The following is a 16134-nucleotide window of genomic DNA, read 5'->3' on the forward strand; positions in this document are numbered from 1 at the left end:
GTCTGAAACAAGGGGGCTTCTCCATGCTCGCGCATCTTCCACCGGCCTTACAGAATCTGCAATTACCGCTTCGCCTGAGACTCTGGGATGGCCATGAACTCAATCTGGGACCGGCGCCCAGCGTCACTATTGTGGTTAAGGACCCACAAATGGTCACCCAGTTTACCAATCCAAGCCTGGACGCCCTCGGTGCTGCTTTTGTCGAAGGCAAACTGGAACTCGAAGGCTCCATCAGCGAAGTGATCCGTGTCTGCGATGAATGGAGCCAGGCGTTGCTGGACGAAAACGACGACAATCAGCCCGTTCGTAGCGCCCACGACAAAGAGACAGATGCCAAGGCGATTTCCTACCACTACGACCTTTCCAACGCGTTCTATCAGCTGTGGCTCGACAGCGACATGGCGTATTCCTGCGCTTACTTCGAGACCGGCAGCGAAAGCCTCGAGCAGGCCCAGCAAGCCAAGTTCCGTCACCTGTGCCGCAAGCTGCGCCTGCAGCCCGGAGAATATTTGCTGGATGTGGGTTGCGGGTGGGGCGGATTGGCGCGTTTTGCGGCGCGGGAATTTGGCGCGAGAGTGTTCGGTATCACCCTCAGCAAGGAGCAGTTGGCCCTGGCCCGGGAACGCGTGAAAGCGGAGGGCCTGGAGGACCTGGTAGAACTGCAACTGCTCGACTATCGCGATCTGCCCCAGGATGGCCGTTTCGACAAGGTTGTCAGCGTCGGCATGTTTGAACACGTTGGCCACGCCAACCTGGCCGAATACTGCAATACCTTGTTCGGCGCGGTGAAAGAGGGTGGCCTGGTGATGAACCACGGGATCACCGCCAAATACACTGATGGCCGTCCGGTAGGACGTGGTGCCGGAGATTTCATCGGGAAATATGTGTTCCCCAATGGCGAGCTGCCGCACCTGTCGATGATCTCTGCCGAGATCAGTGAGGCCGGGCTGGAGATCGTCGACGTCGAGAGCTTGCGCCTGCACTACGCTCGTACGCTCGATCACTGGAGCGAACGCTTGGAAGACAACCTCGAAGCGGCCTCCAGACTCGTACCGGAACAAGTCCTGCGCATCTGGCGGCTGTACCTGGCCGGTTGCGCCTACGCGTTCGCCCGGGGCTGGATCAACCTGCACCAGATTCTCGCGGTGAAGGCCCACGCCGATGGCAGTCATGAACTGCCATGGACTCGTGACGATATCTACCTCTAGAGAATCGGCGAAATAAGCCGGGCGACCCGCATGCCGACCTGCTGCAGGCGGTGGGTCTCCCGGCCTTCTCCTTTGGCGATTTCGTGGGCATTGGCGAAATCATCGTTGAGCATCTGTTCAACCTCGGCGGCGAACGCGCGGTCGACGGTCAGCAACATCACTTCGAAATTCAGCCGGAACGAACGGTTGTCCAGGTTGGCGCTGCCGATGGCGCTGATTTCACGGTCGATCAACACCACTTTCTGGTGCAGGAATCCGGGTTGGAAACGGAATACCCGCACACCGGCGCGCACGGCTTCGAAGGCGTAGAGGCTGGAGGCGGCGTAGACGATTCGGTGGTCGGGCCGAGACGGCAACAGCAGCCGCACATCCACACCGCGCAGGACCGCCAGGCGCAATGCTGCGAATACGGCTTCATCGGGGATGAAGTACGGGCTGGTGATCCAGACCCGCTCCGTCGCCGCATGGATTGCTTCGACAAAGAACAGAGAACAGGTTTCGCAGGCGTCTGCCGGCCCGCTGGCAAGCAACTGGCACAGCACGCCGTCTTCCGGATAAACCTCGGGCAGGATCAGTGGTGGCAGGGCATGAGCCACCCAGAACCAGTCTTCAGCGAAAGACTCCTGCATGCACGCCACCACTGGCCCGCGCACTTGCACGTGGGTATCGCGCCAGGGGGCCAGGGGCGGTTTCTCGCCCATGTATTCATCACCGACATTGTGCCCGCCAACGAAGCCGAGAATGCCGTCTACGACCACGATCTTGCGATGGTTGCGGAAGTTCACCTGAAAGCGATTGAACCAGCCACTACGGGGGCCAAATGCCTTGACCTCGACCCCGCCATCACGCAAGGCCTGCACGTAGCCGTTGGGCAGGGAATGGCTGCCGATTCGGTCATACAACAGGTAGATCGCTACGCCTTCTGCGGCTTTCTTCAACAGCAAAGTTTGCAGGCGTTGGCCGAGACGGTCGTCGTGGACGATGAAAAACTGGATCAGCACGGCTTCTTTCGCCTGGCTGATGGCATCGAAAATGGCCTCGAACGTCGACTGGCCGTTGATCAACAGTCGCGTCTGGTTATTGGCCAGACAGGGCATGTTTCCAAGCTTGGGCATCGCTCTGAGCGAGGCGTAGGCAGAAGAAGCGCGGGCGGTGAGGGCTTCTTCTACCCAGGGTCGCCAGTTGAGTTCGGAAACGGCCTTGCGCATTTCCTCGTTGGCCTGCCGCCGGGCTTTGATGTAGCCATCAAAGGTGCTGCGGCCGAACATCAGGTACGGGATCAGCGTGAGGTAAGGGATGAAAAACAGCGACAGGGCCCAGGCGATCGAGCCTTGGGCGGTCCGGACGGTCAACACGGCGTGTATGGCCGCGATCATGCCCAGCGAGTGCAACAGGGCGATGGTATAACCGAAAATATGCGGTCCGAAGTAATCCATGGGGGCTGCCTTGCTCCTGAAGATTCAGTGCTTAACAGACCATGTTCCGTGCAGAATGTCGCTAATTAATTCGCCCATGAACCGAAGCCGGCGGCTGACGTCTAACGGCCACTACTGATCAGGAGTTACTCGATGAACGTTCGTCTGCTGGGTTTGGCCATGGCACTGGGTTTGGCACTTCCTGTGGCGGCTCACGCGCAAATGCTGCAACCAGGATTGTGGGAGCTGACCACGAGCAACATGAAGGTCGACGAGCAGAATATGCCGGACCTGCAATTGATCCTGGGCCAGCTCCAGAGCCAGATGACCCCTGAGCAGCGTGCCCAGCTGGAAAAGCAGGGCATCACCATGGGCGGCAAAGGGATCCGGGCGTGCCTGACCCCGGAACAGGTCAGGACCGACAACATTCCGCTGACCGATCCGCAGTCGGGCTGCAAACAGGAAATCACCGACCGCTCCGGCAATCAGTGGAAGTTCCGTTTCAGTTGCCCGAAAGCCCAGGGTGCTGGTGTGGCGACGTTCCTCAGTGATCGCGAGTTCACCACCAAGGTCAACGGGACGTTCAACGCCACCGGCATTCAGCAGAAGGGCAGCCTCGAATCCCGCGCCGTCTGGTTGGGGCAGGATTGCGGCACTGTGAAGCCAAGAGCTTAAAAGCTTCGTCGGATCGCCGCCCGGAGCAGGCTCGCTCCCACATTGGTTTTGTGAACACCACAGATCCAGTGTGGGAGCGGGCTTGCTCGCGAAGGCGTCCTTCCAGCCTCCCTAGATCCCCGACCGACTCAACCATTCACACGCCGCCTCGACGGTCATCCGGCCAAAATCCTCCCCCGTGCGACTGCGCACACTGACGAACCCCCCAGCCTGCTCCTTTTCACCAACCACGACCAGGTACGGCACGGTCTGGCTGTGCTGGCGAATCTTGTAGCGGACTTTTTCGTTACGCAGGTCGGCCCTGGCGCGCACGCCCCTTTGGCGTAAGGATTCGGTCACCGCTTGGGCATAAGTCGCCTGGCGGTCATCCATGCTCACGACAACCACGTGGGGAGGAACGCGCCAGTGTTGCAGTTCCTGATGGCTGGACCAGCAGGTGCCGTAGATCCGTTGTTGTAACGTGCCGCTGATGTGATCGAGGGCAAATGCCTGCAAGACTTTGGTGGTGGGGACGTGTGGTCCGTGGCTCTGGTATTCGGTGTCCCCCAGACGGTACAGCGACATAGCTTCGCGCGCCGGCCGACGACGGATCGAGTGATTGGTCGCTGCCAGTGACTGCATGCGCGCTTCGATGAGGGGCAGGTCTGCCGGGGTCAGCGGTTGCTCGACTGCAAACTCGTAAAAGAAACCGTCGCCCAACTCCTTTCCCGCACGCATTTGCGCATGAGGATGGAGTTGCTTGACCGCCATGGCCAGCATCAATGCACAGGAACGGCGCAGGATCTCCAGGCCGTCCGGCTCCCGGGGGGTGACGATGCTGACCCGGGCATTCGCCTCGATCAGGTACTCGCAGTCCACCAGTACACCATTGACCCTTCCCGCCACGGCCGCGATGGCCAGTTCGGGGCCGATGCTGGCGGCCACCTCGTGCACGGACAGTGGCTGATCGTATTCACGCAATGAACCATCGGGCAGGGTGATCTGGATCATGGTCGGCGTGCTCACGTGCTTCTAACGAGCGTTATCGCATAAACCGTAGGGGCAAACATTAAGACGTTTGTCGTGCCAGGCAATTTGTCCTGACACGATGGCTGTTTTTGGCCACCCGCGTCAGAACTCGTTTTGCAGGGCTTTGTAGCCGCGCACCAGGTCGACGTTGGTGCGCGCCACGTCTTCGGAAAACTCCGAGGCACTGATGCTCACCGGCGGGTATTGCGAGAGGTCGGTGTTGGGGCCGATCCGCGTGGTGGAGGGCACGTAGAAGGCTTCAGGCAGGTCACGACCGTCGACCACCGAGTTGTGCCGCACCACGCAACCGTCACCGACCACGCAGTTGAACAGCACGCTGTTGAAGCCGATGAACACTCGATTGCCCACGGTGCAGGGGCCATGCACGATCGAGCGGTGGGCAATGGAACTGAACTCGCCAATGGTCACCGCCGCACCGGATTTAGAGTGGATCACCACACCGTCCTGGATGTTCGAGTTGGCGCCGATGGTGATCGGCTGCATGTCGCCCGAGTCATCGACTTCGTCAGCGCGGATCACGGCATAGGGCCCGACGAACACGTTCTCGCCGACTACCACTTTGCCGCAGATGATCGCCGTCTTGTCGACGTAGGCCGACTCGGCAATCAGCGGTAAATCTCCGGAAGGGTTCTTGCGGATCATGGCTTGCTCAACGCGTTGTACAGGGTGTTGAGGTTGTATTCGAACAACCCGGTGAAGGTGCTGGCCGGACCGCTCGCCGCCAGGGCATCGGAGTACAAAGTGCCGCCGATCTGCGCGCCGCTTTCATCGGCGATCTGCTTGAGCAGACGGGCGTCCTTGATGTTTTCCATGAACACGGCTTTGACCTTTGCCTGACGAATCTGGGTGATCAGTGCGGCCACTTCGGCGGCTGAAGGTTCGCGCTCGGTGGACAGGCCTTGAGGCGCCATGAACTCGATGCCGTAGGCCTGGCCGAGATAACCGAAGGCGTCATGGGACGTCACGATCTTGCGGTTGCCCGGTGGCAGTGAACCGAGTTTGGCCTTGGCTTCGGCGAGCAGGGCATAGACCTGTTTCAGATACGCCTGGCTGTTGCGCTCATAGTCGGCGGTGTTCGCCGGGTCGGCGGCGATCAGCGCCTTGGTGATGTTGGCGATGTACAGTTCGGTGTTCGCCAGGTTATGCCAGGCATGCGGGTCGGGAACGGTTTCGCCGTCTTCATTCAGGCTGCGCGGGATGACGCCGTGGCTCGCGCTGATGACCGGCGCCCGGGTCTCTGTGCTCGTCACCAGGCGATCCAGCCAGGGCTCGAAACCCAGGCCGTTCTTGATGATGAGCCTGGCTTTGAGCAGCGCTTTGGCGTCGTCCGGTGTCGGCTCGTAGGTATGGGCATCCGCGTCCGGGCCGACCATGTTGGTGAGTTGGATATGATCCTTGCCGACCTGTCGGGTCATGTCGGCAAGGATGCTGAAGCTGGTGACCACCTGAAGTTTTTCGGCGGCAGACAGTGACATCGACACCATCAAGCTGAACAGCACGAGTAAAGCGCGCATCGGGTAACACCTCATTGGGATGTGAGCAAAGGCGGGCGGCGCAGCAAGCCGTGCACCGGCCCAAACACCACGGACAACAGATACCCACCGCCGGCCACCAGCACGATTGCCGGGCCACTGGGCAGCGAGTAATAGAACGAGATCAATAAACCGAGCCACACCGAGAGACTGCCGAGCAAGGCGGCGGCGACGATCAGCACCGGCAGGCGACGACTCCAGAAACGCGCCGCAGCGGCAGGCAACATCATCAGGCCGACCACCATCAACGCGCCGATCGCCTGGAAGCCGATGACCAGATTCAACACCACCAGCGTCAGGAACACGCCGTGGGCCAGTGGGCCGAGTCGGCTGACGGTTTGCAGAAAAAGCGGGTCGAGGGTGTCGAGCAGCAGTGGTTTGTAGATCAATGCCATGGCAATCAGGCTCAGGCCAGAGACCCAAAGCATGCCGGTCAAGGTCGGGCCGTCGACCGCCAGCGCCGAGCCAAACAGCAGGTGCAACAGGTCCAGGCGTTTGCCGGCGATGCCGAGAATCAGCACGCCACCGGCCAGGGAAATCGGGTAGATCGCTGCGAGGCTGGCGTCCTCTCGCAGACCGGTGCGTCGCGTAATCCAGGCCGCGAGGCCGGCCATACTCAGGCCGGCGCCGAGGCCGCCGATGGTCAACGCCGGCAGGCTCAATCCGGCAAACCAGAAACCCAGAGCCGCACCGGGAAGGATGCCGTGGGCAACAGCGTCGCCGATCAGGCTCATGCGTCTGAGGATCAGAAACACCCCAAGGGGCGCCGTACTGCACGCCAGGAGCAAACCACCGAGCAGCGCCCGACGCATGAACACGAACTCGTGGAACGGTTGCCAGAGATGCGCGGCAGCGATCATCGGGCCACCTGCGCTTGTGGTGGTTGGCGGATCAGTTCTGTACTCGGGCCGAATGCGCATCCACTGCTTTTGATCAGCAACGTGTGTGGGATGTACTCGCAGACGGCGGCGAGGTCATGGCACACGATCATCAGTGTCCGGCCTTCGAGGTGCCATTCGTGTATGTGCTTCCAGAGCAATGTCTGGCCGAGTTCATCGAGGGCCGCGTGGGGTTCGTCGAGCAACAGCAAGGGGGCGTCGGTCAGGCTCAATCGGGCGAGCAGGGCGCGTTGCAATTCGCCACCGGAAAGGGCCATCAAGGGTCGATCTTCCAGGCCGTTCAGGCACCAGTTTTCGAGGGCGTTTTTCAGTCGTTGGCTACGGATCTCCGGTGACTGTTTGTTACCCCAGAAACCGGCGGCGACCAATGCCTGAAGGCTGATCGGAAATTGCCTGTCCAGATGTTGTTGCTGGGGCAGGAACGACACACCGCCCTTGAGGGGTACATCCAGTCGCACCTTTCCGGCCAACGGTTTTTGCAATCCGGCGATGACCTTCAACAGGCTGCTTTTCCCGGAGCCGTTCGCACCGATGATGGCGGTCAGGCTGCCCTTCGACAGTTCGACGTCCAGCGCGGGTGTGAGCGGCTGCCCCGGTGCGCCCCAGCGCAAGGCGTGGCAGCCAATCATGCGAGCTCCCAGTTGAAACGGCTTTCGGCTACCGCGTCATGGGCGTGCAGGCTTTCGGCGTGGATGACACGAATGTGGAAGGCGTTGATGCCTGTGGAGCGCTTCAGGGCCAGATTCAAACGGCGTGCGGCGTCCTCGCAGAACATCAGGTTCTGACCATTGGCCAGGGCGAAGGCCTGTTCGTCGGCGCGTTTTACCGCTGTTTGAACGGCGGTGCCGAGTGCGGCTTCGGCGTCGTTGATGACGGCGACCAGAGGCAACTCGTCCAAAAAATCAGCCAGCCGTACGCACAACTTTGCGCTGCTGCGTTGGCTGTGAGGTGTGGCGACGATGCCGTTCGTGGAGCCGAGCCACGCTAAAACGTCGGCGTGTTGTAGTGGCCTGTTGGCGAAATCATCAACGAACTGCTGCTGAATCAACTGTCGAGAAAGGGCCGCGGAACAGGGGCAGGTTGAGGAATAAGGCACATCGATTTTTAGTTCCACGTGGAACATTGCGTTTTTAAATCGCGCTTCGATGCTGACTGGATAACTTTTCCAGCCTGCCAATGGACTGATCAGCGCCGACCTTTTCAGCAACAAATCGGCGTGAAGGGTTAGGTGAGCGCTGCTGGATAACCCTTCGTGGCTCTCAAGAAAACGCTGCAAGACCCGCCGCAATAAAGCCGGTGAAAGGCTTTCCTGCTCTAGCAATTCAAGCGCCAAATAAAGCCGTGACATGTGAATGCCACGTGCATTGCCATCGTCGAGGCTCACGCCGGCATCGGCCTTTGCATTCAGTCGTTGGCCATCAAACAAAACGGGAAGAGCAATGCCGCACATGCCCACCCACTCCAGTGGCAGGGCTTGGCGTGAGGCCTGCGCGGCGATATCCGGCAGAGTCAGCGCATTCATGAGCAGGTCCATCGTGGGAGTTGATTTGACATGTTATAGTATAACAATACAATCGACGATGCCTTTTTCATGAGCGGACTTTCATCATGCGCAACCGCCACATGCTCAGCCTGATTTCACGCCATCAACAGAAAAACAAAGAGGCCTAACAGCCAGCGATCCGGCTGCAGGTGAACTTGGCGCTGCTGCCGCCGGAGCTGGAAAACCGGTTGATCGTGGTCCAGCCGACGCGCCGGTTGTAGCCAACCCAGGCCTCGCCATCGGAAGCGATACCAGTGAAAAACGTAAGTTGGCCGTAGCGGTTGTTGGTCTGTGCCCAATAGCGTTTTCCGGCCGTTTCGAAACCCCGCAGATAGATGGTGCTGCCGGCGGTGTTGACGCTGTAGGCGTTGCCATCCGCATCCACGCAGGCCAGCAGGTTGGCGCTGCGAGTGCACTTGGCCAGGCTCGGGATCTGTGCCATCGCGTCGGCAGCCACCAGCAGGGAAAGCATGATCAATGCAGGTTTAAGGGTGTTGCGCATGGGCTTTCTCACAAGGGGAGCGGCGTTCAGCATCCTGTCCTTTGCCCAACCGGGCAAGAGGAGATGGTTTATTTGTGTTGTTACAGTATAACATTGTGTAAGCCCGACACAGCGACCGGGCATCCCTGTGAGGAATATGCAGATGTCCAATCGACTTCCCGTGACCGTTCTCTCCGGCTTTCTTGGTGCCGGAAAAAGTACACTTCTTAATTACATACTACGTAATCGCGATGGCTTGCGGGTTGCAGTCATCGTCAACGATATGAGCGAAATCAACGTCGATGGCACCGAAGTCCAGCGCGATGTCAGCCTTAATCGCGCTGAAGAACGGTTGGTGGAGATGAGTAACGGGTGTATTTGCTGTACGTTACGTGAAGATTTGCTGGAGGAGGTGAGTCAACTCGCCAGGGAGGGTCGCTTCGACTATCTGCTGATCGAGTCCACCGGTATTTCCGAACCGCTGCCTGTGGCGGAAACCTTCACCTTCCGCGATGAAAACGGCCAGAGCCTCAACGACATCGCACGTCTCGACACCATGGTCACGGTGGTCGATGGCATGAGCTTCCTGCTCGATTACCAGGCTGCCGAAAGCCTGGCTTCCCGAGGAGAAACACTTGGGGAAGAAGACGAGCGTTCGATTACCGATCTGTTGATTGAGCAGGTCGAGTTCGCCGATGTGATTTTGCTCAGCAAGATCGACTTGATCAGCAGCCACCAACGCGAGGAACTGATCGCCATACTTGAACGGCTCAACGCCCGGGCGGAAATCATTCCGATGGCGATGGGCGAAATCCCCTTGAACAAGATTCTCAACACCGGTCGTTTTGACTTCGAAAAGGCTGCCCAGGCACCGGGATGGCTACAGGAACTGCGCGGCGAACACGTGCCGGAAACCGAAGAGTATGGCATTGCATCCAGTGCTTACCGGGCTCGCCGGCCGTTCCATCCGCAGCGTTTCTTCAACTTCATCGACGGTCCTTGGGACAACGGCAAACTGCTGCGCTCCAAGGGCTTTTTCTGGCTGGCGAGCAAGCACATGGATGCCGGCAGTTGGTCTCAGGCCGGTGGTTTGATGCGCTATGGCTTTGCCGGGCGCTGGTGGCGCTTCGTACCAAAAAACCAATGGCCGCAAGACGAAGAAAGTACCGCCGGGATCATGAAAAACTGGACCGCCGACAGCGGTGACTGTCGCCAGGAACTGGTATTCATCGGCCAGAACATCGACTTCACGCAACTCACGGCCGAACTGGACGCATGCCTGCTGACCGATGAGGAAATGGCGCTGGGCGTAGAGGATTGGCGTTTGCTGTCTGATCCATTCGGCCCTTGGTACGAAGAGGTTGCCTGATCCTCTACTGGCGCTTCAAGGCTTGAGCCAGGTGCCCTGGCTCTGGGCCTCGCAGTACGGCTGCAAATACGCCGCGTCGGTGGCAACGCCGTAATAGTGAATATCCTGTCGGTAGGGCATATTGGCGACTTGGGCGTTGCTGCAAATACCAAATGCGCCGCCGGGGCATTGATCGACATACTGCACATCGACGTTCTGCCCCGCCAGGTTCGGTTGGCAGAATCCATCGGCGAAGAGTTTTGGCGGGATGTTGCGGTTCTGCTGGCAAACCTGGACATCAAGCCGCTCGCCCTGGCTGTGAACCACACAAGCCTGGGCCAGTGCCTCGCCTGAAACGAGTGCCAGGAGCAACGACAAGCCGATCAACCGCATCCACCACCTCCTCAGAAATCATCGACCATGCTGCAGAATATCCCCACTCATGTCATTGCCGGCCCGTTGGGCGCCGGCAAGACCAGCCTGATCAAGCACCTGCTGGCCCAGCGCCCGGCTGGCGAGCGGTGGGCGGTGTTGATCAACGAGTTTGGCCAGATCGGTCTCGACGCTGCGCTACTGACTCAGGACGCCGATGGTATCGCACTGGGGGAAGTGGCCGGGGGCTGCTTGTGTTGCGTCAACGGTGCGCCGTTTCAGATTGGTCTTGGGCGCTTGTTGCGCAAGGCGCAACCGGATCGGCTGTTCATCGAGCCCTCGGGGCTGGGGCATCCGGCGCAGTTGCTCAGGCAATTGAGTGAAGCGCCGTGGCAAGGCGTGTTGGCTGTCCAGCCTTGTGTGCTGGTGTTGGATGCCCAGTCGCTCGCCGCTGGCAAAGCGCTGCCGGATGTTCAACAGCAAGCGCTGGGCCATGCGGGATTGCTGCTGTTGAACAAGTCTGAAGGTCTCGACGAAGACATTCGCCAGCGAATCGCCGGGCAATTGCCGTCGCTCCCCCTGTGCTGGACGCAACAGGCGGTCTTACCCTTGAGCGAGTTGCCGGGGCTGAATGCCAAAGCGCGGGCAGGTGTGGATAACTTCGTCTTGCCCAAGGGATTGGCGCAGCTGCCGGCGGTCTGGAGCGATCCTGCGTTGCCCATTTGCTTGAGTCAGGAACAGGACGGAGGCTGGAGCATCGGATGGCGTTGGCACCCAAGCCAGGTATTTGATGCCGCTCTGGTTGGCCGGTGGCTTGGAAGCCTTGGCTGGAGGCGGGCGAAGCTGGTTATCCACAGTAGTACACACGGCTGGGTCTCGGCGAACGCGGTGGATAACTCGGTGCTGGACTGGCAGCCCAGTGAATGGCGGCAGGATTCGCGTATCGAGCTGATTTTCAGTGAGTCGCAGAATGCAGAACGACTGCAGCGTGAGCTGGCAGCGTGCCGATCCGGATCGGGTTAATGGCTCAAGGCCGCCACTTGGTATGGTCCTGACGCCACTGGCTCAGCTCGATCACTTCCGCGCGAGGTTTCGCCACGTCGACCACTGGTTCGGTTTCGTCGAACGGGACCGGGTAGGGCGCCAGCTCAATCTGTGCACTGTGAGCGCCGAACTGGGTGATGGTGCCGTTGTGGCGGGTTTCGCCGGTCACGGTGAATTCGAAGTTATACACACGGGCCAGGCGTCGCCGACCACTGGCATCCCTGATGAACGCGATTCTTTTCAAGGCCACGTTGCCGTCGAGCAATTCGATCCCGAGTTTGCCGCAATGCTGCTTGACCCGCTCCAGCGCGCGCTCGCGCAAGCCGTGGTTGTGCCATATCCATGCGCCGGCAGTGGCGAACAGCATCAGCACGAATATATTTCCAAGGGTCAGCATCAACAGGGTGCTCCAACAAGATAGTGTCAGCTTAACTGCGTCGCTGGTCTGTCGTACAGGCTGCGTTTAGTCGCATACTGCGCGGCTAGAATTTCAATCGTTTTACGGAAATCCACCGCATGAAACGTACACCGCATTTGCTCGCTATCCAGTCCCATGTGGTATTCGGTCACGCCGGCAACAGTGCCGCGGTTTTCCCGATGCAACGGGTCGGGGTGAATGTATGGCCGCTCAACACCGTGCAGTTCTCCAATCACACCCAGTACGGTCAGTGGGCCGGTGAAGTGCTGGCGCCGCACCAGATACCGGAGCTGGTCGAAGGTATCGCGGCGATTGGCGAGCTGGGCAACTGCGATGCGGTGCTTTCCGGTTACCTCGGCAGTGCGGCCCAGGGCCGGGCGATCCTGACGGGTGTGGCGCGGATCAAGTCGATGAATCCCAAGGCGCTGTACCTGTGTGACCCGGTCATGGGGCATCCGGAGAAGGGCTGCAGTGTTCCGGCGGAGGTCAGTGACTTTCTGTTGGAGGAGGCCGCCGCCGTGGCGGACTTCATGTGCCCGAACCAGTTGGAGCTGGACAGCTTCTCCGGGCGCAAGCCGCAATCACTGTTCGATTGCCTGGCAATGGCGCGTGCATTGCTGGTGCGCGGTCCGAAAGCGGTGCTGGTCAAGCACCTGGACTATCCAGGCAAATCGGCAGAGGCCTTTGAGATGCTGCTGGTGACGGCCGAGGGCAGCTGGCATTTGCAGCGCCCGTTGCTGGCGTTCCCCCGTCAGCCGGTGGGCGTGGGCGATCTGACGTCCGGTCTGTTCCTGGCGCGTGTGCTGTTGGGCGACAGCCTGGTGGCCGCTTTCGAGTTCACGGCGTCGGCGGTGCATGAAGTGCTGCTGGAAACCCAGGCCTGTGCCAGCTACGAGTTGGAACTGGTACGGGCTCAGGACCGGATTGCCCATCCGCGGGTGCGGTTCGAAGCTACACCAATCAGTCTCTGATTCAGCGCTGCCCCCATCGCGAGCAGGCTCGCTCCCACAAGGTTAATGCTGTACCTGTGGGAGCGAGCCTGCTCGCGATAGCGGTCCGAAGATCGCGCAAGAGCGACCGGCCTTAGGCGTCGCCCTTGATGTCCTGATAACGCTTTTCCAGCTCCTGACGAATCTGCCGGCGCTGCTGGGCCTGCATGTAACGACGCTTGTCTTCGCTATTCTGCGGTTGCAACGGTGGTACGGAGGCGGGTTTACGCTGGTCATCCACCGCGACCATGGTGAAGAAGCAGCTATTGGTGTGACGCACCGAGCGTTCGCGGATGTTCTCGGTCACCACTTTGATGCCGACCTCCATGGAGGTGTTGCCGGTGTAGTTGACCGAGGCGAGAAAGGTCACCAGTTCGCCGACATGGATCGGCTCACGGAAAATGACCTGATCCACCGACAGGGTCACCACATAGCGGCCGGCATAACGGCTGGCGCAGGCATAGGCCACTTCGTCGAGGTATTTGAGCAGGGTGCCGCCGTGGACATTGCCAGAGAAGTTGGCCATGTCGGGGGTCATCAATACCGTCATCGACAGCTGGGCGTTTCCGGGTTCCATAGCATTCTCACGGGTCAAGGCCAGGTTTGAGGGATGCACCTCTGCGGGTGCCTCGGCGGTTTTTTCAAACCAACAGTTATCGGGACGCCGGGTGCGGGGTCGCCGTCACGCCGGATCGATCTGTTTCCATATATTGCACCGCCTTTCTGCCAGAAGTCGCGGTGTTACCCTGCAAAAAGCCCAGCCTCAAGGGCATTTCCTACGTGCAATTCCGATTTTTGTTCTGCTTGATCAGGCTTTTCCTGCGTCCGGGGATCGAGCAATGCCATCCAGGGAGTCTCACGCCATGCATGCCATCAGTTTCATTCAGGATCTGGCAGTGATCATGTTGATCGCAGGTGTGGTCACCGTGGTTTTCCATCGCCTGAAACAACCGGTGGTGCTGGGATACATCGTCGCCGGATTCATCATTGGTCCGCACACCCCGCCGTTCGGCCTGATCCACGACGAAGAAACCATCAAGACCCTGGCCGAGCTCGGTGTGATATTCCTGATGTTCTGCCTGGGCCTGGAATTCAGCCTGCGCAAGTTGTTCAAGGTCGGTGCCACGGCATTCATCGCGGCATTCCTGGAAATCGTGCTGATGATCTGGATCGGCTACGAGATTGGTCGCTGGTTCGACTGGAACACCATGGATTCACTGTTCCTCGGCGCGATCCTGGCGATTTCCTCGACCACCATCATCGTCAAGGCGCTCAACGATCTGAAGTTGAAGAACGAGCGATTTGCCCAGTTGATATTCGGTGTGCTGATCGTCGAAGACATTCTGGGCATCGGCATCATCGCGCTACTGTCCAGCATCGCGGTCAGCGGTACGGTCAGCTCCGGCGAAGTGTTTTCCACGGTCGGCAAACTGTCGCTGTTCATGATCGTCGCGTTGGTCATCGGCATCCTGATGGTGCCGCGGCTGCTGGCCTACGTCGCCAGATTCGAAAGCAACGAAATGCTGCTGATCACGGTGCTGGGCCTGTGTTTTGGCTTCTGCCTGCTGGTGGTCAAGCTTGAATACAGCATGGTCCTCGGGGCATTCCTGATCGGCGCGATCATGGCTGAGTCCCGGCAACTGCTGAAAATTGAACAACTGATTGAACCGGTTCGCGATCTTTTCAGTGCGATTTTCTTTGTGGCCATCGGGCTGATGCTCGATCCGGCGATCCTGCTTCAGTACGCCTGGCCAATCGCCGTAATCACCGTAGCCGTGGTGCTCGGCAAGATGTTGTCCTGCGGCCTTGGCGCATTTATCGCCGGCAATGACGGACGTACCTCGCTGCGGGTCGGGATGGGTCTTTCACAGATTGGCGAATTCTCTTTCATCATCGCGGCACTGGGCATGACGTTGCAGGTCACCAGTAACTTTTTATACCCCGTGGCTGTGGCGGTTTCGGTGATCACGACCTTGCTGACGCCTTATCTGATCCGTGCGGCTGATCCATTGTCGATAAAGCTCGCCGGCGCCATGCCAGAACGCCTGGGACGGGTGTTGAGGATGTACGGCGAATGGCTGCGCAGCATCCAGCCTCAGGGTGAGGGCGCGTTACTGGCATCCATGATTCGCAGGATTTTGCTGCAGGTGGGAGTCAATCTGGCGCTCGTGATCGCAATCTTCTTCTCGGGCGCGTACTTCGCCGAACGCATGTCGGCTTACCTGCAAGGCTGGATCAGCGATCCGAGCTGGCAAAAGGCATTGATCTGGGGTGGGGCGCTTTTGTTGTCGCTGCCTTTTTTGATTGCGGCGTACCGCAAGCTAAAGGCACTGTCGATGTTGCTGGCGGAAATGGGCGTGAAGCCGGAGATGGCCGGGCGCCACACGCAGCGAGTGCGCCGGGTGATCGCCGAAGTGATCCCGATCCTGTCGCTACTGGTGATCTTTTTGCTGCTGGCAGCCTTGTCGGCCAGTATTCTGCCGACCAACAAGTTGCTGGTGCTGATCGCCGTGGTCGCGGCCGCCGTGGCGGCGCTGCTGTGGCGCTGGTTCATTCGTGTGCATACGCGGATGCAGGTGGCGTTGCTGGAAACCCTCGACAATCACAAGGAGTCGTCCGGGCATTGACCACCCCCGTGGCGTCGACTGGATCAGCTTTCCAGCCAGACGTCCCGCGCCCAGTGCCATACCGACTCCCAGGTTTCTTCGGCGATCAGCTCCTCTTCGGCCTGCCAAAGCACCACGGTGCCGTCTTCTTCGACCAGATAGTAGTCGTCACCGACCTGGCAGATCGGGATCAGGCTGCGATCGACGCCGGCATCCCAGGCGTTGGCGGCAACGTCGGGCAGGTAGGTGTGGGATTGCGGGTCGGTCACGGTGACCGGTTCCAGGCTGCCGTAGACCACGTCGCTGACGGTCAGCAGAAACTCTCTGAAGACGAAGGGTATGTCGATGAACAGTTGTTCTTCGATTTCGACCAGCAGGTCTTCGTCGGGCAATTCCAAGGGGACCGGTACCGGTTCGTTGGCTTCACGCAGTTGTTCGATGATTTCTTCCACGTCCGGGATCCTCTTGCTTGTATGGCGCGGTTTATATGGGGCGGTTTATACAGTAGCTTGCTATAGATGCAACCGCGAAATAGAAAACCCCAGCCAGGGCTGGGGTTTTGTTTACAGCAGGTG

18 protein-coding genes are annotated in these 16134 nt (G+C 59.5%); 6 read left to right on the forward strand and 12 right to left on the reverse strand.

All coding sequences use genetic code 11. The features are described 5' to 3' along the window. Nucleotides 1–23 precede the first annotated feature (23 nt). A complete protein-coding gene (gene cfaB / locus KGA85_RS13420) occupies nt 24–1208 on the forward strand; it encodes a C17 cyclopropane fatty acid synthase CfaB (protein WP_223543165.1) in 1185 nt (394 codons plus the stop codon). On the opposite strand, the gene cls is transcribed toward cfaB, so the two are convergent. Then, the gene (cls, locus tag KGA85_RS13425) at nt 1205–2644 is read right to left on the reverse strand and encodes a cardiolipin synthase (protein ID WP_223455213.1); all 1440 of its coding nucleotides are present in this window, start codon (nt 2642–2644) and stop codon (nt 1205–1207) included. The two genes, cfaB and cls, sit on opposite strands and share 4 nt — an antisense overlap. Before the next feature lie 132 nt (nt 2645–2776). Here cls and KGA85_RS13430 point away from each other — a divergent pair, with 132 nt between their 5' ends. Next, complete coding sequence (locus tag KGA85_RS13430) at nt 2777–3298, forward strand: DUF3617 domain-containing protein (protein ID WP_223455214.1); 522 nt, start codon at nt 2777–2779, stop codon at nt 3296–3298. Between the two features lie 111 nt (nt 3299–3409). On the opposite strand, the gene KGA85_RS13435 is transcribed toward KGA85_RS13430, so the two are convergent. The 7 genes from KGA85_RS13435 to KGA85_RS13465 all read right to left on the reverse strand — a co-directional run bounded on the left by KGA85_RS13435 (nt 3410) and on the right by KGA85_RS13465 (nt 8803). Next, nucleotides 3410–4288 (reverse strand): His/Gly/Thr/Pro-type tRNA ligase C-terminal domain-containing protein, encoded by an 879-nt coding sequence (locus KGA85_RS13435; protein WP_223455217.1) that lies wholly within the window; start codon nt 4286–4288, stop codon nt 3410–3412. A gap of 120 nt (nt 4289–4408) precedes the next feature. Further along, nucleotides 4409–4969 carry a carbonate dehydratase gene (locus KGA85_RS13440; protein WP_223455219.1) on the reverse strand — a complete coding sequence of 187 codons (561 nt, stop codon included), beginning with the start codon at nt 4967–4969 and terminating at the stop codon, nt 4409–4411. Next, a complete protein-coding gene (locus KGA85_RS13445) occupies nt 4966–5841 on the reverse strand; it encodes a metal ABC transporter substrate-binding protein (protein ID WP_223455221.1) in 876 nt (291 codons plus the stop codon). The genes KGA85_RS13440 and KGA85_RS13445 overlap by 4 nt, the downstream gene beginning before the upstream one ends. Nucleotides 5842–5852: 11 nt before the next feature. Next, nucleotides 5853–6719 (reverse strand): metal ABC transporter permease, encoded by an 867-nt coding sequence (locus tag KGA85_RS13450; RefSeq protein ID WP_223455223.1) that lies wholly within the window; start codon nt 6717–6719, stop codon nt 5853–5855. Then, nucleotides 6716–7387, reverse strand: coding sequence for a metal ABC transporter ATP-binding protein (locus tag KGA85_RS13455; RefSeq protein WP_223455225.1), 672 nt, complete (start codon nt 7385–7387; stop codon nt 6716–6718). The genes KGA85_RS13450 and KGA85_RS13455 overlap by 4 nt, the downstream gene beginning before the upstream one ends. Then, nucleotides 7384–8280, reverse strand: coding sequence for a GTP cyclohydrolase FolE2 (folE2, locus tag KGA85_RS13460; protein ID WP_223455226.1), 897 nt, complete (start codon nt 8278–8280; stop codon nt 7384–7386). Before folE2 ends, KGA85_RS13455 begins: the two co-directional genes overlap by 4 nt. A 145-nt stretch (nt 8281–8425) precedes the next feature. Beyond that, on the reverse strand, nt 8426–8803 hold the full coding sequence (locus KGA85_RS13465) for a glutamine synthetase (protein ID WP_223455228.1): 378 nt from the start codon (nt 8801–8803) through the stop codon (nt 8426–8428). A 142-nt stretch (nt 8804–8945) separates the two neighbouring features. On the opposite strand from KGA85_RS13465, the gene zigA reads away from it, so the two are divergent. Next, nucleotides 8946–10151: a zinc metallochaperone GTPase ZigA gene (gene zigA / locus KGA85_RS13470; protein ID WP_223455230.1), complete on the forward strand. Its 1206-nt coding sequence runs from the start codon at nt 8946–8948 to the stop codon at nt 10149–10151. A gap of 15 nt (nt 10152–10166) precedes the next feature. Here the strand turns inward: zigA and KGA85_RS13475 are convergent, their stop codons facing one another. Further along, on the reverse strand, nt 10167–10523 hold the full coding sequence (locus KGA85_RS13475; protein WP_223455232.1) for an NADH:ubiquinone oxidoreductase: 357 nt from the start codon (nt 10521–10523) through the stop codon (nt 10167–10169). Between the two features lie 27 nt (nt 10524–10550). Here KGA85_RS13475 and KGA85_RS13480 point away from each other — a divergent pair, with 27 nt between their 5' ends. Then, the gene (locus KGA85_RS13480) at nt 10551–11525 is read left to right on the forward strand and encodes a CobW family GTP-binding protein (RefSeq protein WP_223455233.1); all 975 of its coding nucleotides are present in this window, start codon (nt 10551–10553) and stop codon (nt 11523–11525) included. 4 nt (nt 11526–11529) lie between these two features. On the opposite strand, the gene KGA85_RS13485 is transcribed toward KGA85_RS13480, so the two are convergent. Continuing rightward, a complete protein-coding gene (locus tag KGA85_RS13485; RefSeq protein ID WP_223455234.1) occupies nt 11530–11943 on the reverse strand; it encodes a DUF3301 domain-containing protein in 414 nt (137 codons plus the stop codon). Nucleotides 11944–12062: 119 nt separating this feature from the next. On the opposite strand from KGA85_RS13485, the gene pdxY reads away from it, so the two are divergent. Beyond that, nucleotides 12063–12935, forward strand: coding sequence for a pyridoxal kinase PdxY (gene pdxY, locus KGA85_RS13490; protein WP_223455235.1), 873 nt, complete (start codon nt 12063–12065; stop codon nt 12933–12935). Nucleotides 12936–13047: 112 nt separating this feature from the next. Here pdxY and KGA85_RS13495 read toward each other — a convergent pair whose 3' ends face one another. After that, on the reverse strand, nt 13048–13530 hold the full coding sequence (locus tag KGA85_RS13495) for an acyl-CoA thioesterase (protein WP_030132502.1): 483 nt from the start codon (nt 13528–13530) through the stop codon (nt 13048–13050). 286 nt (nt 13531–13816) lie between these two features. Between KGA85_RS13495 and KGA85_RS13500 the strand changes: the two genes are divergently transcribed. Continuing rightward, nucleotides 13817–15580 carry a cation:proton antiporter gene (locus tag KGA85_RS13500; RefSeq protein WP_223455236.1) on the forward strand — a complete coding sequence of 588 codons (1764 nt, stop codon included), beginning with the start codon at nt 13817–13819 and terminating at the stop codon, nt 15578–15580. 23 nt (nt 15581–15603) lie between these two features. Here KGA85_RS13500 and KGA85_RS13505 read toward each other — a convergent pair whose 3' ends face one another. Continuing rightward, nucleotides 15604–16011 (reverse strand): SMI1/KNR4 family protein, encoded by a 408-nt coding sequence (locus KGA85_RS13505; protein WP_223455238.1) that lies wholly within the window; start codon nt 16009–16011, stop codon nt 15604–15606. Nucleotides 16012–16134 lie beyond the last annotated feature (123 nt).

Origin of the sequence: Pseudomonas sp. GL-B-12, from assembly GCF_019955895.1 — a bacterium.
In the GTDB taxonomy this organism is placed as follows: Bacteria; Pseudomonadota; Gammaproteobacteria; order Pseudomonadales; family Pseudomonadaceae; genus Aquipseudomonas.